Origin of the sequence: Mycobacterium sp. 852002-51152_SCH6134967 (assembly GCF_001667105.1) — a bacterium.
GTDB lineage: Bacteria > Actinomycetota > Actinomycetes > Mycobacteriales > Mycobacteriaceae > Mycobacterium > Mycobacterium neumannii_A.
In genome coordinates this window covers 18,716-34,944 of record NZ_LZIK01000024.1, presented here as the reverse complement: position 1 = coordinate 34,944, position 16,229 = coordinate 18,716, and the positions used below count along the sequence as shown (strand labels likewise).

At 66.5% G+C, this 16,229-nt stretch carries 16 protein-coding genes and 1 tRNA gene; 12 read left to right on the top strand and 5 right to left on the bottom strand.

What is annotated here, in order from left to right:
- Positions 1-4: 4 nt before the first annotated feature.
- Positions 5-481, top strand: a complete 477-nt coding sequence (locus tag A5790_RS07880; protein WP_066842491.1) for an RrF2 family transcriptional regulator — start codon at positions 5-7, stop codon at positions 479-481.
- Positions 482-494: 13 nt separating this feature from the next.
- Here the strand turns inward: A5790_RS07880 and A5790_RS07875 are convergent, their stop codons facing one another.
- A complete protein-coding gene (locus A5790_RS07875; RefSeq protein ID WP_066842489.1) occupies positions 495-887 on the bottom strand; it encodes a VOC family protein in 393 nt (130 codons plus the stop codon).
- A 54-nt stretch (positions 888-941) separates the two neighbouring features.
- Between A5790_RS07875 and A5790_RS07870 the strand changes: the two genes are divergently transcribed.
- Entirely contained in the window at positions 942-1,955 is a 1,014-nt protein-coding gene (locus A5790_RS07870; RefSeq protein WP_197696736.1) for a nitronate monooxygenase, read from the top strand.
- A 4-nt stretch (positions 1,956-1,959) separates the two neighbouring features.
- Here the strand turns inward: A5790_RS07870 and A5790_RS07865 are convergent, their stop codons facing one another.
- Positions 1,960-2,379 (bottom strand): VOC family protein, encoded by a 420-nt coding sequence (locus A5790_RS07865; RefSeq protein WP_066842485.1) that lies wholly within the window; start codon positions 2,377-2,379, stop codon positions 1,960-1,962.
- A 47-nt stretch (positions 2,380-2,426) separates the two neighbouring features.
- Between A5790_RS07865 and A5790_RS07860 the strand changes: the two genes are divergently transcribed.
- Together A5790_RS07860 and A5790_RS25380 are read left to right on the top strand one after the other, a co-directional pair.
- A complete protein-coding gene (locus A5790_RS07860) occupies positions 2,427-3,311 on the top strand; it encodes an LLM class flavin-dependent oxidoreductase (protein WP_066842483.1) in 885 nt (294 codons plus the stop codon).
- Positions 3,312-3,444: 133 nt separating this feature from the next.
- A complete protein-coding gene (locus A5790_RS25380) occupies positions 3,445-3,705 on the top strand; it encodes a hypothetical protein (RefSeq protein ID WP_231987641.1) in 261 nt (86 codons plus the stop codon).
- Positions 3,706-3,721: 16 nt separating this feature from the next.
- On the opposite strand, the gene A5790_RS07855 is transcribed toward A5790_RS25380, so the two are convergent.
- On the bottom strand, positions 3,722-4,165 hold the full coding sequence (locus A5790_RS07855) for a nuclear transport factor 2 family protein (RefSeq protein ID WP_066842569.1): 444 nt from the start codon (positions 4,163-4,165) through the stop codon (positions 3,722-3,724).
- A gap of 74 nt (positions 4,166-4,239) precedes the next feature.
- On the opposite strand from A5790_RS07855, the gene A5790_RS07850 reads away from it, so the two are divergent.
- On the top strand, positions 4,240-5,130 hold the full coding sequence (locus tag A5790_RS07850) for an SDR family NAD(P)-dependent oxidoreductase (protein ID WP_066842481.1): 891 nt from the start codon (positions 4,240-4,242) through the stop codon (positions 5,128-5,130).
- Between the two features lie 256 nt (positions 5,131-5,386).
- On the opposite strand, the gene A5790_RS07845 is transcribed toward A5790_RS07850, so the two are convergent.
- On the bottom strand, positions 5,387-5,932 hold the full coding sequence (locus A5790_RS07845) for a TetR/AcrR family transcriptional regulator (RefSeq protein ID WP_066842479.1): 546 nt from the start codon (positions 5,930-5,932) through the stop codon (positions 5,387-5,389).
- Positions 5,933-6,115: 183 nt separating this feature from the next.
- Here A5790_RS07845 and A5790_RS07840 point away from each other — a divergent pair, with 183 nt between their 5' ends.
- Positions 6,116-7,324 (top strand): cytochrome P450, encoded by a 1,209-nt coding sequence (locus A5790_RS07840; protein ID WP_066842477.1) that lies wholly within the window; start codon positions 6,116-6,118, stop codon positions 7,322-7,324.
- A gap of 39 nt (positions 7,325-7,363) precedes the next feature.
- Here the strand turns inward: A5790_RS07840 and A5790_RS07835 are convergent.
- Positions 7,364-7,439, bottom strand: a tRNA-Arg gene (locus tag A5790_RS07835).
- A 100-nt stretch (positions 7,440-7,539) separates the two neighbouring features.
- Between A5790_RS07835 and argS the strand changes: the two genes are divergently transcribed.
- The 6 genes from argS to rho all read left to right on the top strand — a co-directional run bounded on the left by argS (position 7,540) and on the right by rho (position 16,187).
- The gene (gene argS / locus A5790_RS07830) at positions 7,540-9,192 is read left to right on the top strand and encodes an arginine--tRNA ligase (RefSeq protein ID WP_066842475.1); all 1,653 of its coding nucleotides are present in this window, start codon (positions 7,540-7,542) and stop codon (positions 9,190-9,192) included.
- A 35-nt stretch (positions 9,193-9,227) separates the two neighbouring features.
- Positions 9,228-10,607, top strand: coding sequence for a diaminopimelate decarboxylase (gene lysA, locus A5790_RS07825; RefSeq protein WP_197696737.1), 1,380 nt, complete (start codon positions 9,228-9,230; stop codon positions 10,605-10,607).
- 2 nt (positions 10,608-10,609) lie between these two features.
- Positions 10,610-11,935 (top strand): homoserine dehydrogenase, encoded by a 1,326-nt coding sequence (locus tag A5790_RS07820; protein WP_066842471.1) that lies wholly within the window; start codon positions 10,610-10,612, stop codon positions 11,933-11,935.
- The gene (gene thrC, locus A5790_RS07815) at positions 11,932-13,014 is read left to right on the top strand and encodes a threonine synthase (protein WP_066842469.1); all 1,083 of its coding nucleotides are present in this window, start codon (positions 11,932-11,934) and stop codon (positions 13,012-13,014) included. Before A5790_RS07820 ends, thrC begins: the two co-directional genes overlap by 4 nt.
- A gap of 3 nt (positions 13,015-13,017) precedes the next feature.
- Positions 13,018-13,962: a homoserine kinase gene (thrB, locus tag A5790_RS07810; protein WP_066842467.1), complete on the top strand. Its 945-nt coding sequence runs from the start codon at positions 13,018-13,020 to the stop codon at positions 13,960-13,962.
- Positions 13,963-14,258: 296 nt separating this feature from the next.
- A complete protein-coding gene (gene rho / locus A5790_RS07805) occupies positions 14,259-16,187 on the top strand; it encodes a transcription termination factor Rho (protein ID WP_066842465.1) in 1,929 nt (642 codons plus the stop codon).
- Positions 16,188-16,229: the final 42 nt, after the last annotated feature.

The following is a 16,229-nucleotide window of genomic DNA, read 5'->3' as shown; positions in this document are numbered from 1 at the left end:
TCAAATGCGTATGTCGGCCAAAGCGGAGTACGCCGTCCGCGCGATGGTGCAACTGGCCACCGCCGACGACGGTGTCCTCGTCACCACCGACGACCTGGCCAAGGCGCAGGGCATTCCTCCGCAGTTCCTCGTCGACATCCTGTCCGCCCTGCGCACCGATCGACTCGTGCGCAGCCACCGCGGCCGCGAAGGCGGCTACGAGTTGGCCCGCCCGGCGAGAGACATCAGCATCGCCGACGTGCTGCGCTGCATCGACGGTCCGCTGGCCAGCGTTCGTGACATCGGACTGGGAGATCTGCCCTATACGGGCCCGACGACGCCGCTGACCGATGTCTGGCGTGCACTGCGCGCAAGCATGCGATCGGTGCTCGAGCAGACGAGCATCGCCGACGTGGCCGCCGATGCGCTGCCCAAGCACGTCCGCAAGCTCGCCGACGACTACCGTGATCAGGAGACCAAGCGGGGACACTCGCTGAACTAGCGTCGTTGGCGCATCAGGTCGCGCCGGAACCGTAGGGCCGGGTGATGATCTCGAGATAGTGGCCAGCCGGGTCCTGGAAGTAGACACCGCGACCGCCGTCGTTGTGGTTGATCTCGCCCGGGCGCATGCCCCGCGGATCTGCCCAGTGCTGCAGGTCCCGCGCCAGGACGCGGTCGTAGATGTCGGAGAACTCGTCCTCGGACACCAGGAATGCGTAGTGCTGCGGACGGATGTCCTCGTCCGGGCCGACCTGGGCGTAATCGAGGCTGGCGTCGTGCGCCAGGTCCACGACCAGAAAGTGACCGAACTCCCTGGCAGGGGGCAACCCGAACAACTCGGTGAAGAACCGGGCCGATTCCTCGCGGTCTTTCGAGGCCACGATGGTGTGGTTGAACGTGATGGCCATACCGATTCAGTCAACCACCGCGGTGGCGCGCCGACAACGATGCACGATGGACCCGTGACGTTCGACTTCAGGGACCTTGAACATCCCGTCATCGTGGCCCCGATGGCGGGCGGCCCCTCCACGCCGCAACTCGCCGCCGCGGGAACCAATGCGGGCGGCTTGGGTTTCGTCGCCGCCGGTTACCTGACCGCCGAGGTGTTCGGCGAACGCCTCAGTGCCACACAGCGGCTGACAACCGGCCCGGTCGGCGCGAACCTGTTCGCATCGCAGCCCAGCGCCGCCGATCTCGAGACGATCGCGCGTTATGCGCAGGCGCTCACCCGCGACGCCGAACGCTATGGCGCCACGCTCGGTGAGCCACGGTTCGACGACGACGCCTGGGCGGCCAAGATCGACGTCTTGCTCGACCTCAAGCCCGCGGTGGCGTCTTTTACGTTCGGCCTGCCCAGCGCCGAGGAGATACAGCGGTTGCGCGCGGCCGGCATCACCACGGTCGGCACCGTGACCACGCTCGCCGAAGCGCAGCAGGCGGTGGCCCGCGGCGTGGATGCGGTCGCCGTGCAGGGCCCCGGGGCGGGTGGCCATCGCGGCACGTTCGACCCGACCGCGCGGCCGTCAGAGGTCCCGCTGGACGAACTGCTGGCTTCGGTGATCGCCAACGTCGAGGTGCCCGTCGTCGCGGCGGGCGGTCTGATGACCGCCCAGGACGTCGCGGGGGTGCGGCGCGCAGGCGCGGTGGCCGCACAACTCGGCACCGCGTTTCTGCTCGCCGACGAAGCTGGCAGCAGCCCCGTACACCGTGCGACGTTGCAGGACCGCGCCTTCACTGAAACCGTTGTGACAAAGGCGTTCTCGGGTCGTTACGCACGCGGCCTGCGCAACCGCTTCGTCGACGACCACGAAGACGAGGCGCCGTTGGGATACCCCGAGGTGCACTACCTGACCAGCCCGCTGCGGGCCGCGGCCGTGCGGGCGGGCGATCCGCACGGGGTGAACGTGTGGGCGGGCACCGGTTTCGGCGAGGCAAGGCCGGGTTCGGTGGCCGACATCATGCGCGGACTCGCCTGACCGGTCACTTCGGGGCGGTCAACTCCAGCGCGATGTTGTCCGGGTCGCGGAACTCCAGGATGTACATCGGGCCGATGTCCTTGATCGGTTCGTGCGCGACGCCGAGAGCGTCGAGATGGCCTTCCGCGGAGTCGAGCTCGCTCTTGTTGGTCAACCGGAACGCGACATGGTCGAGGCCCGGGCGGTTCTCGTCGAACGTGTCGGTGCCCGCCGCCGCCGGTCGCAGGCCCACCAGCACACCACCGAGGTCGTAGATGACGCCGCCGTACAGGAAGCTGAGCGCCTGGCGGGTTGCCACGTCGGCGCCCTCTGGAAGCTCCATGTACACGCTCCAGCCGAACACGGCCTCGTAGAACTGGCGCGACCGCTCGATGTCGGTCACGGTCAGCCGGATGTGCGCGACGGACGCGGTGGTGATCGCCATGCCCCCATGCTGCCAGCCGTGCCAGAATCGCCGTCGTGCAAATCGGGATGACGCTGCCTGTCATGGAAGCAGACCTTGATGCCGAGACGCTCCGGACGTGGGCTCGGGTAATCGACGGCGGACCCTTCTCGTCGCTGTGCTGGGGCGAGCGCATCGCGTTCGACAACCCGCACTCGCTGACGCTGCTCGGCGCGGTCGCCGCGTGGACCGATCGGGTCCGCCTGGTGACCACCGTGGTGGTCCCTCAACTGCACGACCCCGTGATGCTGGCCAAGGCGCTGGCTACCGGCGACCTGCTGTGCGGCGGGCGGTTGACGGTCGGTCTCGGCGTCGGCGGTAGGGAAGAGGATTACCGTGCGGTCGGCGCGGACCCGGCCGGCCAGACCATGCGGGGCATGGCCGATCGCGTCGCGGTGATGCGCAGGGTCTGGGCGGGGGAGAAGGTCACCGAATCCGTCCTGCCGGTCGGCCCGGCGCCGGTGCAGTCCGGCGGTCCGAGACTGTTGGTCGGCACGATCGGGCCGAAGACCGTGCGCAGCGCCGCGCAGTGGGCCGACGGGCTGGCTGGCACGACGCTCGATCTGGACGTCGACCGGCAGAACGAACTGTTCGACGTCGCGCGCGGCGCCTGGGCCGAGGCCGGCAAGCCTGCACCGCACCTGGCGACGTCGTTCTGGTTCGCGATCGGTGAGGGCGACCAACCGCGCGAGCAGGTGCATCGGCATCTGCGGCGCTACATGAACTGGATTCCCGCCGACGTGGTCGATGCGATGGCGCCCATGACCGGTTGGGCGGGCACCGAACGGGAACTGCTCGACGTCTTGCGCCGGTTCGAGGACATCGGCACCGACGAAATTCATCTGATCCCAACGAGTTCGGACGTCGACCAGGTGCGCAAAATTGCCGAGGTCGTCAACGAATTCGCGCCGTAGGGCGGTTGGCGGTCGTACCCACCGCAGTGGCAGGATGGAGCCGTCGGGGAAGTCGTGAGGGTCGCGTCGCGTTGGACAGCAATACCGAGCGTCCATAGCAGCGGCGGGGGCAGATCGCCGAAAGGAAATCACGATGACGATGACAGGATTCAAGAGGTTTGCGGCCGGAGCCGTGTTGGCCGGTGCGCTGGGAGTCGCCTCTGCCGGCCTCGGTGCGAGCCAGGCCGCCGCCGACGACTGGCGCTGGGATCCGCCAGGACCCGGCCATGTCCACATTCCGGGACCGCCGGTAGTGCATGTCCATGTCCCGAAGGTGCCACCGGGGCATATCGCCCACATCCCCGGCGTGCCGCCGCCAGGACACTGGGACAAGCCCTGGAAGTGGTGGAGGTAGCCCGGGGCGTCCCCGCCTAGAACTTCAGGTGGTGGCTGGTGTCGCCGACCTGGTCGATGAACATGGTGCGACTGTCGAACCACCAGGTGCCGTCGACGCGGTGAAAGGTGTCGCGGTAACGGCCGGTCACGATGACCTGCAGGGGTAGTTCGGGTGTGGACTGCGTGACGCAGTAGTAGGCGCTGCCGTGGCCCGTCCCGGCGTCTTCGTCAACGTGCACCGCCACGTTGGTAGTGAGGTGCTTGGTCTTGGGAGTGCCGTCGTCGTAGAGGCGCACGGCCATCTCGAACATCTGCCGCACCCGGGTTGCGCCCTCGAAAACCGTTTCCGGCGGCCCGTTCTCGACGCCGTGGATCCGGCCGTGCGTGAACAGTGCGCCGACACCGTCGAAATCGCCGGCGTCGATCCGCTCGGCGTAGGTGTAGACGAGATTCTCGATCTCGCGGGCGGAGTCGCTCATCGGCGAGAAGACAACCAGCACCGATGTGTCGTGTCAACGTTCACGCGCGCAGGGGCCGTCGCTAACCTCATGCGGTGGCTACGAATTGGTCGCCGAGCCGGCTCGGCAATCTGAGCGGAAACCGGATCATCGTCACGGGGGCCACCAACGGCGTCGGCCTGGCGACCGCGCGGGCGCTGGTCGGCGCGGGCGCACATGTAATCCTCGCGGTGCGCAACCTCGAGTTGGGTGCGCAGCGGGCCGCCGAGATGGGCGGCGACACGACGGTGGTCAAACTCGACCTGGCCGACCAGTCGTCGGTGCGCGCCTTCCCCGACCTGCTCGACGGCGACGTCGACATCCTCATCAACAACGCGGGCCTCGTCGCGCAGAACCGAGGCGAAACCGTGGACGGGTTCGAAACCACACTCGCCACCAACTTGCTGGGACCGTTCGCGTTGACCAACCTGCTCTTCGGGCGCGTGCGGTCGAAGATCATCAACGTGGGCTCCGATGCCCACAAGTCGGCCAGCATGAACCTCGCCGACCCGCATCTGCGCTCCAGCAAATGGTCGGCGTTCCCGGCCTACGCCCGCTCGAAGCTGGCCGTGATGTTGTGGGGGCTGCAGCTCGACCGCCGGCTGCGTGAGGCCGATTCGCCGATCAGCAGCTTCCTCACGCATCCCGGCTGGGTGGCGTCCAACCTGTCGAACGTCTCGGAGAAGCCAGTCATGGCCGCGTTTCACGGGGTGGTCAAGACGGTGGCGCGGGTGCTCGCCAACGATCTCGACGCGGGCGCCGCTCCGACGTTGTACTGCATCACCGAGCCGATCCCGCCCGGCAGCTATGTCGGCATCGACAGCCGGTACGGGCTGAAGGGTGGGCCGACGCTGAGCGGTCGCGGCGCGGTCGCGTGCGATTACGACGACGCCAGAAGGCTCTGGGAGTTCGCCGAGAAGGAAACCGGCACGAGCCTGCCCATCTGAAGGTTCGGCCGAGATCGCGGGACGATCAGAAACGGCCGCACTTCCGGTGGCCCGGGTGGCGCGAACGCACGGGGTGATCTGCGCTCGACGGTGCAGAACACGACGGACGACGGCTGAGCAGTGTAAAAGCGTTGCGTGACAGCGGTCTCGATTGCTTCGTGCAGCAGCTCGGATCGAGCACGCGGCACAGATCCATCAAGGCGTCGCGGTTGGGTCGGTGGTGGGTGCCCGTCGTTGACCGTGCCGATTAGACTCGTCAGTCGAATGCTGGTGCGACGAAGCGCTCCACCATCTGGTGCTCCACCTCGGTGTCCCCGATTGGCCAGACCGCCAGCGACATGACAACGCGGACGATCCATTGGGCCGCCTGGGGGTCGTCGTCCGTGATGCCGGCGAGATCTGCGGCGAGACGGCCCAGCACCGGCGAAGAAGGGAGTCCTGTCAGATCGCGACCGGCGCTCAACCCAATCATCATCTGGCGCATCGGGTCTGATCGCAGGTGGTCGAGTGCGACCGTTATCGCCGTCACCACTCGTTCCGCGCCACTCAAGTTGTTCACGGCGCGTCGCACCGAGTCGACGATGTGGGCCGCTAGGCGGAGTAGCACGGCGTCGCGGATCTGGGCTTTGCCTCCGGCGTAGCGGTAGATGGTCGCCCGCGAACAGTGCACTCGGGCGGCCAAGGCATCAATGTCGAAGCCGTCTAGGCCGTCCCGCAAGACGAGGTCGGTCGCCGCGGCATAGATACGGTCTGCTGCTGCCGTACGGCGCTCGCCTCCAAGGAGCCAATCGTCTCGGACCACACTGACCTCCTCGAATCGAGAATGCTAATCGTCTCAAGGCTGAGACAAAATCGCCGCTGATTCTCACGTCGTTGCAGGTAGCGAGTGCAGCTTGCGACGGATGCCGCGCGGGGGGCCGAGCACGGGTCTCATCTTGTGCGCAGACGATTGACGTGGGCAGACGACTGCGATCAACGTGGAAACATGACGCGGCTTGGCATCGAGTTGTTCGACGATGATTGCGTACAGGACCCTTCCGCTCTCTACCGGCGGATGTTGTCCACGGCGCCGGTGCATCAGATCGGCGATTCTGGGTTCTACGCGGTGTGCAGCTGGGATGCGGTCAACGACGCGATCGCTCGACCCGAAGACTTCTCGTCGAATTTGACCGCGACGATGACGTATCAGCCTGGTGGCGAGGTCGGGATCTTCGAGATGGAGGGATTGGGCGGAAAGAGCCATGTGTTGGCCACCGCCGACGAGCCCGCGCATGCGGTGCACAGGAAAGCGTTGCTGCCGCAGTTGGCGGCCAAACGTATCGCTGCCTTCGAGCCGTTCATCGCTGAAACAGCCGAGCAGCTCTGGAATGCCAATGTGCGAAATGGGCGCATCGAATGGATGAGCGCCATGGCGAATCGCCTGCCCATGATGGTTGTGGGTCGCATCATCGGTGTCCCGGACGCCGACGTCGACAACCTCGTGCGATGGGGCTATTCAGCGACGCAGGTGGTGGAAGGGCTTGTCAGCCAAGATCAACTCGCCGCCGCTGGCATCGCCGTGATGGAACTCGCGGCCTACATCACCGATCAGTTTCGGCATGCTGCCGCCGACCCGCAGGACAACTTGCTCGGCGACCTGGCCATCGCGTGTGCATCGGGTGAGCTGGAAGAGCTGACCGCGCAGGCGATGATGATCATCTTGTTCAGCGCGGGAGGTGAATCCACGGCATCGTTAATCGGCTCCGCGGCTTGGGTTTTGGCGACCCGTCCTGATATCCAAGAGCAAGTGCGTGCTCACCCGGAGTTCCTGGGCGCGTTCCTGGAAGAGGTATTGAGATACGAGCCGCCGTTTCGGGGCCACTATCGTCACGTCGTCACCGACACCACACTGTGTGGTGTCGAACTTCCTGCGCATTCGCGCCTCCTACTGTTATGGGGAGCGGCCAACCGCGATCCTTCGCACTTCGATGATCCCGACGAATTCCGACTCGACCGGCCAGCCGGCAAGAACCACATCACATTCGGCAAGGGTGCGCACTTCTGCGTCGGGGCGGCGCTCGCTCGATTGGAGGCCCGGATCGTGCTTGGTCAACTCCTTGAACGGACGTCGAAGATCGAAGTAGCTGAGATTGGGCGGTGGCTGCCAAGCCTCCTCGTGCGCCGCCTCGAACGACTGGAATTGGCCTGCGAGTAAGGCTGGCGGACCAATCGCAACCCGACGTTGTTCGGGGAGTGGTGCCCCCGGCAGGATTCGAACCTGCGGCCTTCTGCTCCGGAGGCAGACGCTCTATCCCCTGAGCTACGGGGGCGCGTGAGAAACAGCGCCGATGGGCCTGCACAGCCTAACGCATTCAGTTCATCGGAAGCGGATTCGGGGCCTGACCACCCGAGACCATAGGATGGACCCCCGTGACCCCCGCCGACCTGGCCGACCTGCTCAAGTCCACCGCTGCCGCGGTGTTGGCCGAGCATGGGCTCGACGCGTCAGCGCTGCCGGAGACCGTCACCGTCGAACGCCCGCGCAATCCCGAGCACGGCGACTATGCCACCAACCTCGCCCTTCAACTGGGCAAAAAAGTCGGCGCCAACCCGCGGGAACTGGCCGGCTGGCTGGCCGAGGCCCTGGCCGACAATGCCGGGATTGCCGCTGCGGACATCGCCGGCCCCGGCTTCTTGAACATGCGCCTGGAGGCGTCGGCACAGAACGTCATCGTCACCGACGTCCTGACGGCCGGCGCCGCCTACGGTCACTCCGAGACACTCGCAGGACGCAACATCAACCTCGAGTTCGTCTCCGCCAACCCCACCGGGCCGATCCACATCGGCGGCACCCGCTGGGCGGCCGTCGGCGACGCTCTCGGCCGGCTGCTGTCGACCCAGGGCGCCGCGGTCACGCGCGAGTACTACTTCAATGACCACGGTGCCCAGATCGACCGGTTCACCAGCTCCCTGATCGCCGCGGCGAAGGGCGAACCGACACCCGAGGACGGCTATGCGGGCGCCTACATCAAAGACATCGCCGCGCAGGTGCTCGCTAAGGAGCCCGACGCGCTGGGCCTGCCCGAAGACGAGATGCGCGAGACCTTCCGCGCTATCGGCGTGGATTTGATGTTCGCCCACATCAAGCAGTCGTTGCACGACTTCGGCACCGACTTCGACGTCTACACCCACGAAGATTCGATGCACACGTCCGGACGGGTCGAGCAGGCCATCGCCCGCCTGCGCGAGGCGGGCAGCATCTACGAGAAGGACGGCGCGACCTGGTTGCGGACCACCGACCACGGCGACGATAAGGACCGCGTCGTCATCAAGAGCGACGGTGCGCCTGCCTATATCGCCGCCGACATCGCCTACTACCTGGACAAGCGCGAGCGCGGATTCGACCTGTGCATCTACATGCTCGGCGCCGATCACCACGGTTACATCGCCCGGCTCAAGGCGGTGGCGGCCGCACTGGGCGAGGACCCGGCCACGGTCGAGGTGCTCATCGGTCAGATGGTCAACCTGGTGCGCGAGGGCCAGCCGGTCCGGATGAGTAAGCGGGCCGGCACGGTGATCACCCTCGACGACCTGGTCGAGGCGATCGGCGTCGACGCCGCCCGCTATTCGCTGATCCGGTCCTCGGTCGACAGCCCGATCGACATCGACCTCGAGCTGTGGTCGTCGGCGTCCAACGAAAACCCGGTCTACTACGTGCAATACGCGCACGCGCGGCTGTCGGCGCTGGCCCGCAACGCCGCCGAACTGGGTATCGTTCCCAGCACCGAGAACCTGCAACAGCTCAACCACGACAAGGAAGGCACGCTGATTCGCAACATCGGCGAATTCCCGCGCGTGCTCAAAACGGCTGCGACACTGCGAGAACCGCACCGCGTCTCGCGATACCTCGAGGATCTGGCCGGCGACTACCACCGGTTCTACGACTCCTGCCGTGTGCTGCCGCAGGGCGACGAGGCATCCAACGAGCTGCACAGTGCGCGCCTGGCGCTCTGCGCAGCCACCCGTCAGGTGATCGCGAACGGCCTTGGCATCCTAGGCGTCTCAGCTCCGGAGCGCATGTGATCGCCCATCCCGCCGGCCCCCGGCACGCCGAAGAAATCCACCACGGAGGTGCACCGCCGCGCCCGCAGTCGCCGTCCGAGCTTCTGCTGTTGGCGCCGAATGTGTGGCCCCGCAGCACCGTTCGTGATGACGACGGTCTGGTGTCGATCGGCGGCGTACCGGTCACCGACATCGCCGCAGAGTTCGGCACGCCGACATTCGTGGTGGACGAGGACGACTTCCGGTCGCGCTGCCGTGAGATCGCCGCGGCGTTCGGTGGGGGCGAAAACGTCCGCTACGCCGCCAAGGCATTCATGTGCACCGAGGTCGCCCGCTGGATCGCCGAAGAAGGCCTCTCGCTCGACGTGGCCAGCGGAGGTGAGATGGCCGTCGCGCTGGCCGGTGGCTTCCCCGCCGAACGGATCGCGTTGCACGGCAACAACAAATCGGTTGCCGAGCTGACCGCGGCCGTCAAGGCCGGTATCGAGCATGTGGTGGTCGACTCGATGATCGAGATCGGCCGACTCGACCAGATCGCCGCCGCCGCAGGAGTGGTCCAGGACGTGCTGGTCCGCGTCACGGTCGGCGTCGAGGCGCACACGCACGAGTTCATCTCGACCGCGCACGAGGACCAGAAATTCGGCCTCTCACTGGCTTCGGGTGCCGCCATGGATGCCGTCCGGCGGGTGTTCGAGGCCGATCACCTGCGCCTCAAGGGTTTGCACAGCCATATCGGATCTCAGATCTTCGACGTCGCCGGGTTCGAGATCGCCGCCCATCGGGTGATCGGGTTCCTTCGCGACGTGGTCGCCGAGTTCGGCGTCGACAAGACCTCGCAGATGTCGATCGTCGACCTGGGCGGCGGCCTCGGCATCTCGTATCTGCCCCAGGACGATCCACCGCCGATCGCTGACCTGGCGGCCAAGCTGACCGCGATCGTGCGCGACGAGTCGGCTGCCGTCGGGCTACCCACTCCACGGTTGGTTGTCGAGCCGGGTCGGGCCATCGCGGGTCCCGGGACCATCACGCTCTACGAGGTCGGCACCGTCAAGGATGTCGCCGTGAGTCCGACTGCGCATCGCCGCTACGTCAGCGTGGACGGCGGTATGAGCGACAACATCCGCACGTCGCTCTACGGCGCGGAATACGACGCACGGCTGATATCACGCACCACCGATGCCGCGCCCACAATCGGTCGTATCGTCGGAAAGCACTGTGAGAGCGGCGATATTGTCGTCCGCGACACCTGGGTTCCCGACGATATCCGGCCCGGCGACCTGCTGGGAGTCGCGGCGACCGGCGCCTACTGCTATTCCATGTCGAGCCGTTACAACCTGATCGGCCGTCCCGCCGTGGTCGCCGCGCGCGACGGACAAGCCCGCCTGATCCTGCGCCGGGAGACGGCCGACGATCTGCTGAGTCTGGAAGTGAGGTAACGATGACTGATTCCGAAAAGCCCATCGGCGTGGCGGTTCTCGGCTTTGGGAACGTCGGTAGCCAGGTTGTGCGCATCATCGAGCAGAGCGCCGACGACCTGGCCGCACGCATCGGCGCGCCGTTGGTGCTGCGCGGCGTCGGCGTCCGTCGGGTGGCCGACGACCGCGGAATCTCGATCGACAAGCTCACCGACAACATCGAGGAACTCGTCTCCCGCGACGACGTCGACATCGTCGTCGAGTTGATGGGGCCCGTAGAACCCGCGCGCAAAGCGATCCTGACCGCGCTAGAGCAGGGCAAGTCCGTGGTCACCGCAAACAAGGCGCTGATGGCGGTCTCGACCGGGGAGTTGGCGCAGGCGGCCGAAAACGCGCGTGTTGACCTGTATTTCGAGGCCTCGGTCGCCGGTGCGATCCCTGTCATCCGTCCCCTGACCCAGTCGTTGGCGGGGGACTCGGTCGTCCGGGTGGCGGGCATCGTCAACGGCACCACCAACTACATCCTCTCGGAGATGGACAGTACGGGCGCCGACTACACGAGCGCGCTGGCCGACGCGAGCGCCCTCGGATACGCGGAGGCAGACCCGACGGCCGATGTCGAGGGATACGACGCCGCGGCGAAGGTGGCGATTCTGGCCTCGATCGCCTTTCACACCCGCGTCAGCTCCAACGACGTGTACCGCGAGGGCATCACCAAGGTCAGCAGCGCCGACTTCGAGTCTGCCAAGGCGCTCGGCTGCACCATCAAACTTCTGGCCATCTGCGAGCGGCTCACCGGCGATGAGGGTCAGCAGCGGGTTTCGGCGCGGGTGTACCCCGCGCTAGTGCCGTTAGACCATCCACTGGCCGCCGTAAACGGGGCGTTCAACGCGGTGGTTGTCGAAGCCGAAGCCGCAGGCCGCCTGATGTTCTACGGGCAGGGGGCCGGCGGTACGCCCACGGCCTCTGCAGTGATGGGTGACCTCGTGATGGCGGCTCGCAACCGTGTACAGGGTGGTCGCGGGCCGCGCGAATCGAAATACGCCAAGTTGCCGATCGCGCCCATCGGCTTCATCCCCACTCGTTACTACGTGAACATGAACGTCGCTGATCGAGCCGGCGTGTTGTCCGCTGTGGCAGCCGAATTCGGTGAACGTGACGTCAGCATCGCCGAGGTTCGCCAGGAGGGCATGCTCGACGAGGACGGCCAGCGCTGCGGTGCGCGCATCGTGGTGGTGACCCATGAGGCCACGGACGCGGCACTGTCGGAGACCGTGGCGGCACTGGCCGACCTCGATGTTGTGCAGAGCATCAACAGCGTGCTGCGCATGGAAGGAACCACCGAATGAGCGCCTCCGCGCAGACCGTTCACCAACCCTGGCCCGGCCTGATCGCCGCGTACCGCGACCGGCTGCCGGTCGAGGACAGCTGGACGCCGATCACCCTGCGTGAGGGTGGGACTCCGCTGCTGCCTGCGCAGCGGTTGTCCGAACTCACCGGGTGCACAGTGCATCTCAAGGTCGAGGGGCTCAACCCGACCGGTTCGTTCAAGGACCGCGGCATGACCATGGCGGTGACCGAGGCAGTGGCGCGCGGCCAGCAGGCGGTGCTGTGCGCGTCGACGGGCAACACATCGGCATCGGCGGCGGCCTATGCGGCCAGGGCGGGGATCACCTGCGCAGTGTTGGTGCCGCAGGGCAAGATCGCGATGGGCAAGCTGGCCCAGGCCGTCATGCACGGCGCGAAGATCATCCAGGTCGACGGCAACTTCGACGATTGCCTGGAACTCGCGCGCAAGCTGACCGCCGACTTCCCGACCATTTCGCTGGTCAACTCCGTCAACCCGTACCGGATCGAAGGACAAAAGACGGCGGCCTTCGAAATCGTCGACGCGTTGGGAGTCGCGCCCGATGTGCACTCGCTGCCGGTGGGCAACGCCGGCAACATCACCGCCTACTGGAAGGGTTACACCGAATACCACCGCGACGGGGTCTCGGATCGTCTTCCCCGCATGCTCGGCACGCAGGCGGCCGGCGCGGCGCCGCTCGTGCACGGGCAACCGGTCAAGAATCCGGAGACCATCGCAACGGCCATCCGAATCGGCTCGCCCGCATCGTGGACCACCGCCGTGGCCGCAGCGCAGCAGTCCGACGGTCGATTCCTGGCCGCCACCGATGAGGAGATCCTGGAGGCCTACCACCTGGTGGCCAGCAGCGAGGGTGTGTTCGTTGAGCCCGCATCGGCGGCCAGCATCGCCGGTCTGCTCAAATCGGTCGAAGACGGTTGGGTGGCCAAGGGTTCGACGGTCGTGTGCACGGTGACGGGCAACGGGCTCAAGGATCCGGACACCGCGTTGAAGGGCATGCCGTTGGTGGTCGCGGTGCCTGTCGATCCGGTGGCCGTCGTCGAGCAGTTGGGGCTGGGATAGCCGGTGACTCACCTTTTGCCGCCGGGCCTGAGGGCCACCTCCGTGGTGGCGGCATCCAGCGCGAACCTCGGCCCAGGTTTCGACAGCCTGGGGATCGCGTTAGGCCTTTACGACGAGATCGTGGTCGAGACAACGGATTCCGGTCTGACGGTCGAGGTCGAAGGTGAGGGCCGGGGACAAGTGCCGCTGGATGAGAGCCATCTCGTGGTGCGGGCCATCCAGCGAGGGCTCGAGGCGTTGGACATCAGCGCTCCCGGCATGACGGTGCGGTGCCGCAACGACATCCCACACTCGAGAGGCCTCGGGTCCTCGGCAGCAGCGGTGGTCAGCGGACTCGCGGTCGTCAACGGCCTTGCCGCGCAGACTTCTTCGGAGATCCTTTCCGAACACGACCTCGTCCAGCTGTCCTCGGAGTTCGAAGGGCATCCCGACAACGCCTCGGCGGCGGTGCTGGGCGGCGGCGTGGTGTCCTGGACCGAAGGACCGGAGTCGGCGCCCCGATTCGACGCCGCGCCGATCCGGGTGCACCCCGACATCCGCCTGTTCGTCGCGATACCCGACGAGCGCTCGTCGACCGCCGAGACACGCGTGCTCCTACCGGAGAAGGTGAGCCATGCCGACGCGCGCTTCAACGTGAGCAGGGCCGCCCTGCTGATGGTCGCGTTGACAACGCGGCCCGACTTGCTGATGCCCGCGACCGAAGACGTCCTGCATCAGCCGCAACGGGCGTCGGCCATGCCGGCTTCCGCGGAATACCTGGGGGTCCTGCGACGTTGCGGTGTGGCAGCGGTGCTGTCAGGAGCGGGTCCTTCGGTACTTGCACTGTGCAGGTCGCCGGAGTTGCCCGCAGAAGCTCTCGAGTGCGGCACCGTGAACGGGTTCACCGTCAAACCCATGACCATTGGTGACGGCGCGAAGTGGATGTCAGGCGCAGCAGCACGACGCTGAAAGCGGTCGGAGCAGGAATCACAGGAGCAACACGACACCCATGTCTTTCTTGCTTCCCGTCCCGATGCGGGATATTCTCGCTGTCGTCAGGCAATCGCAGCGTCTCTACCTGCGCCGACAATAGGACACCACCCATTTTCCCCGTGGTCTACTCGTGGATTGACGGTTCGCCGTATACCGGCGAGGCCCGGCCATCACCGTTGCAGGGGCAATGGTGGGGCCCATGCGTTCAGTGGATCGACTGATCGCACCGAATCCCCGCACGACTCGTTCTGCGAGGGAAAGAAAGGACATCCGTGACTGAAACGGACCTGATCACGGCTGGGGGCAGCAGCGAAAACGGTGAGCTGCCAAACGCCGTGAGTTCAGACTCTTCAACTTCTGCGGCGGACGCGCCGACCGCGGAATCCGCACCGACCGCCGAGGTCGCTTCCGGCAACCGCGGCGGCGCCTTGTCGACCATGGTGCTGCCCGAACTGCGCGCCTTGGCCAAGGAAATCGGCGTCGAGGGCGCGTCCGGTATGCGCAAGAGCGAACTGGTCGCCGCCATCCGTGAGCGGCGCGGCGATTCGAACGGCCGCGGAAAGGCTTCCGCCGGTGGCGAGGCTCCTGCGACCAGCGAGGCCAAGACCGCCGAACCGGCCAAAGACGCTTCGAACGCCGAGCAGGGCACCGAGAGCGGCGACGACCGTGGTTCGAATGCCGACGCCGAGCAGCAGCCCCGGCGCCGTGAGCGTCGTGGCGCGTCGCGCGGAGCCGGCACACCCGACGCCTCGGGTAATCAGCCGGACAACGCCGCTGCGGACGCCAAGACCGGTGACCGCCAGAACGACCAGTCCAACAAGAGCGACCAGTCCAGCAGGTCTGATAGCAAGTCCGACGGCGACCAGCAGCAGGGCGACCAGCAGGGTGGCCAGAACCGCGGCGGTGGCGGAGGCGGCAACAACAACAACGACGACGACGGCGAAGGCCGTGGCGGTCGTCGCGGTCGCCGGTTCCGGGACCGCAGGCGCCGTGAGCGCGGTGGCGGTGACGGCGGCGGTGACCGCGACACCGAACTGCGCGAGGACGACGTCGTTCAACCCGTCGCCGGCATCCTCGACGTTCTCGACAACTACGCGTTCGTGCGCACCTCCGGTTATCTGGCCGGCCCGAACGACGTGTACGTCTCGATGAACATGGTGCGCAAGAACGGCCTGCGCCGCGGTGACGCCGTGACCGGCGCCGTGCGCGTGCCCCGAGACGGAGAAGGCGGCGACAAGAATCCGCGGCAGAAGTTCAATCCGCTGGTGCGCCTGGACACCGTCAACGGCAAGCCGGTCGAGGAGGCCAAGAAGCGGCCGGAGTTCAACAAGCTCACGCCGCTTTACCCGAACGAGCGGCTGCGCCTGGAGACCAACACCGAGAAGCTGACCACCCGCGTCATCGACCTGATCATGCCGATCGGCAAGGGGCAGCGCGCGCTGATCGTGTCGCCGCCGAAGGCCGGTAAGACGACGATCCTTCAGGACATCGCCAACGCGATCACCACCAACAATCCGGAATGCCACCTGATGGTGGTGCTCGTCGACGAGCGTCCGGAAGAGGTGACCGACATGCAGCGCTCGGTCAAGGGCGAGGTCATCGCCTCGACGTTCGACCGGCCGCCGTCCGATCACACCCAGGCCGCCGAATTGGCGATCGAGCGGGCCAAGCGGCTGGTCGAGCAGGGTAAGGACGTCGTCGTGCTGCTCGACTCGATCACCCGCCTCGGCCGCGCGTACAACAACGCGTCACCGGCCTCGGGTCGCATCCTGTCCGGTGGTGTCGACTCCACTGCGCTATATCCGCCCAAGCGGTTCCTCGGCGCGGCCCGAAACATCGAAGAGGGCGGCTCGCTGACCATCGTCGCCACCGCGATGGTGGAGACCGGCTCGACCGGTGACACGGTGATCTTCGAGGAGTTCAAGGGCACCGGCAACGCCGAGCTCAAGCTTGACCGCAAGATCGCCGAGCGGCGCGTCTTCCCGGCTGTCGACGTCAACCCGTCCGGCACCCGCAAGGACGAGCTGCTGCTTTCGCCGGACGAGTTCGGGATCGTGCACAAGCTGCGTCGCGTGTTGTCGGGGCTGGATCCGCACCAGGCCATCGACCTGTTGATGAGCCAGCTGCGCAAGACCAAGAACAACTACGAGTTCCTGGTGCAGGTCTCCAAGACCGCTCCGGGCTCGATGGACGGCGACTGACCGCGTGCTGATTTCGGTGCCGCCGGTCGCGCTGAGCGCGAC

Bases quoted from the DNA above. Each gene is read 5' to 3' on its own strand.
- A5790_RS07880 (WP_066842491.1), top strand. From the start codon at position 5: ATGCGTATGTCGGCCAAAGCGGAGTACGCCGTCCGCGCGATGGTGCAA.
- A5790_RS07875 (WP_066842489.1), bottom strand. From the start codon at position 887: ATGGCCATCACGTTCAACCACACCATCGTGGCCTCGAAAGACCGCGAG.
- A5790_RS07865 (WP_066842485.1), bottom strand. From the start codon at position 2,379: ATGGCGATCACCACCGCGTCCGTCGCGCACATCCGGCTGACCGTGACC.
- A5790_RS07860 (WP_066842483.1), top strand. From the start codon at position 2,427: ATGACGCTGCCTGTCATGGAAGCAGACCTTGATGCCGAGACGCTCCGG.
- A5790_RS25380 (WP_231987641.1), top strand. From the start codon at position 3,445: ATGACGATGACAGGATTCAAGAGGTTTGCGGCCGGAGCCGTGTTGGCC.
- A5790_RS07855 (WP_066842569.1), bottom strand. From the start codon at position 4,165: ATGAGCGACTCCGCCCGCGAGATCGAGAATCTCGTCTACACCTACGCC.
- A5790_RS07840 (WP_066842477.1), top strand. From the start codon at position 6,116: ATGACGCGGCTTGGCATCGAGTTGTTCGACGATGATTGCGTACAGGAC.
- A5790_RS07820 (WP_066842471.1), top strand. From the start codon at position 10,610: ATGACTGATTCCGAAAAGCCCATCGGCGTGGCGGTTCTCGGCTTTGGG.
- thrC (WP_066842469.1), top strand. From the start codon at position 11,932: ATGAGCGCCTCCGCGCAGACCGTTCACCAACCCTGGCCCGGCCTGATC.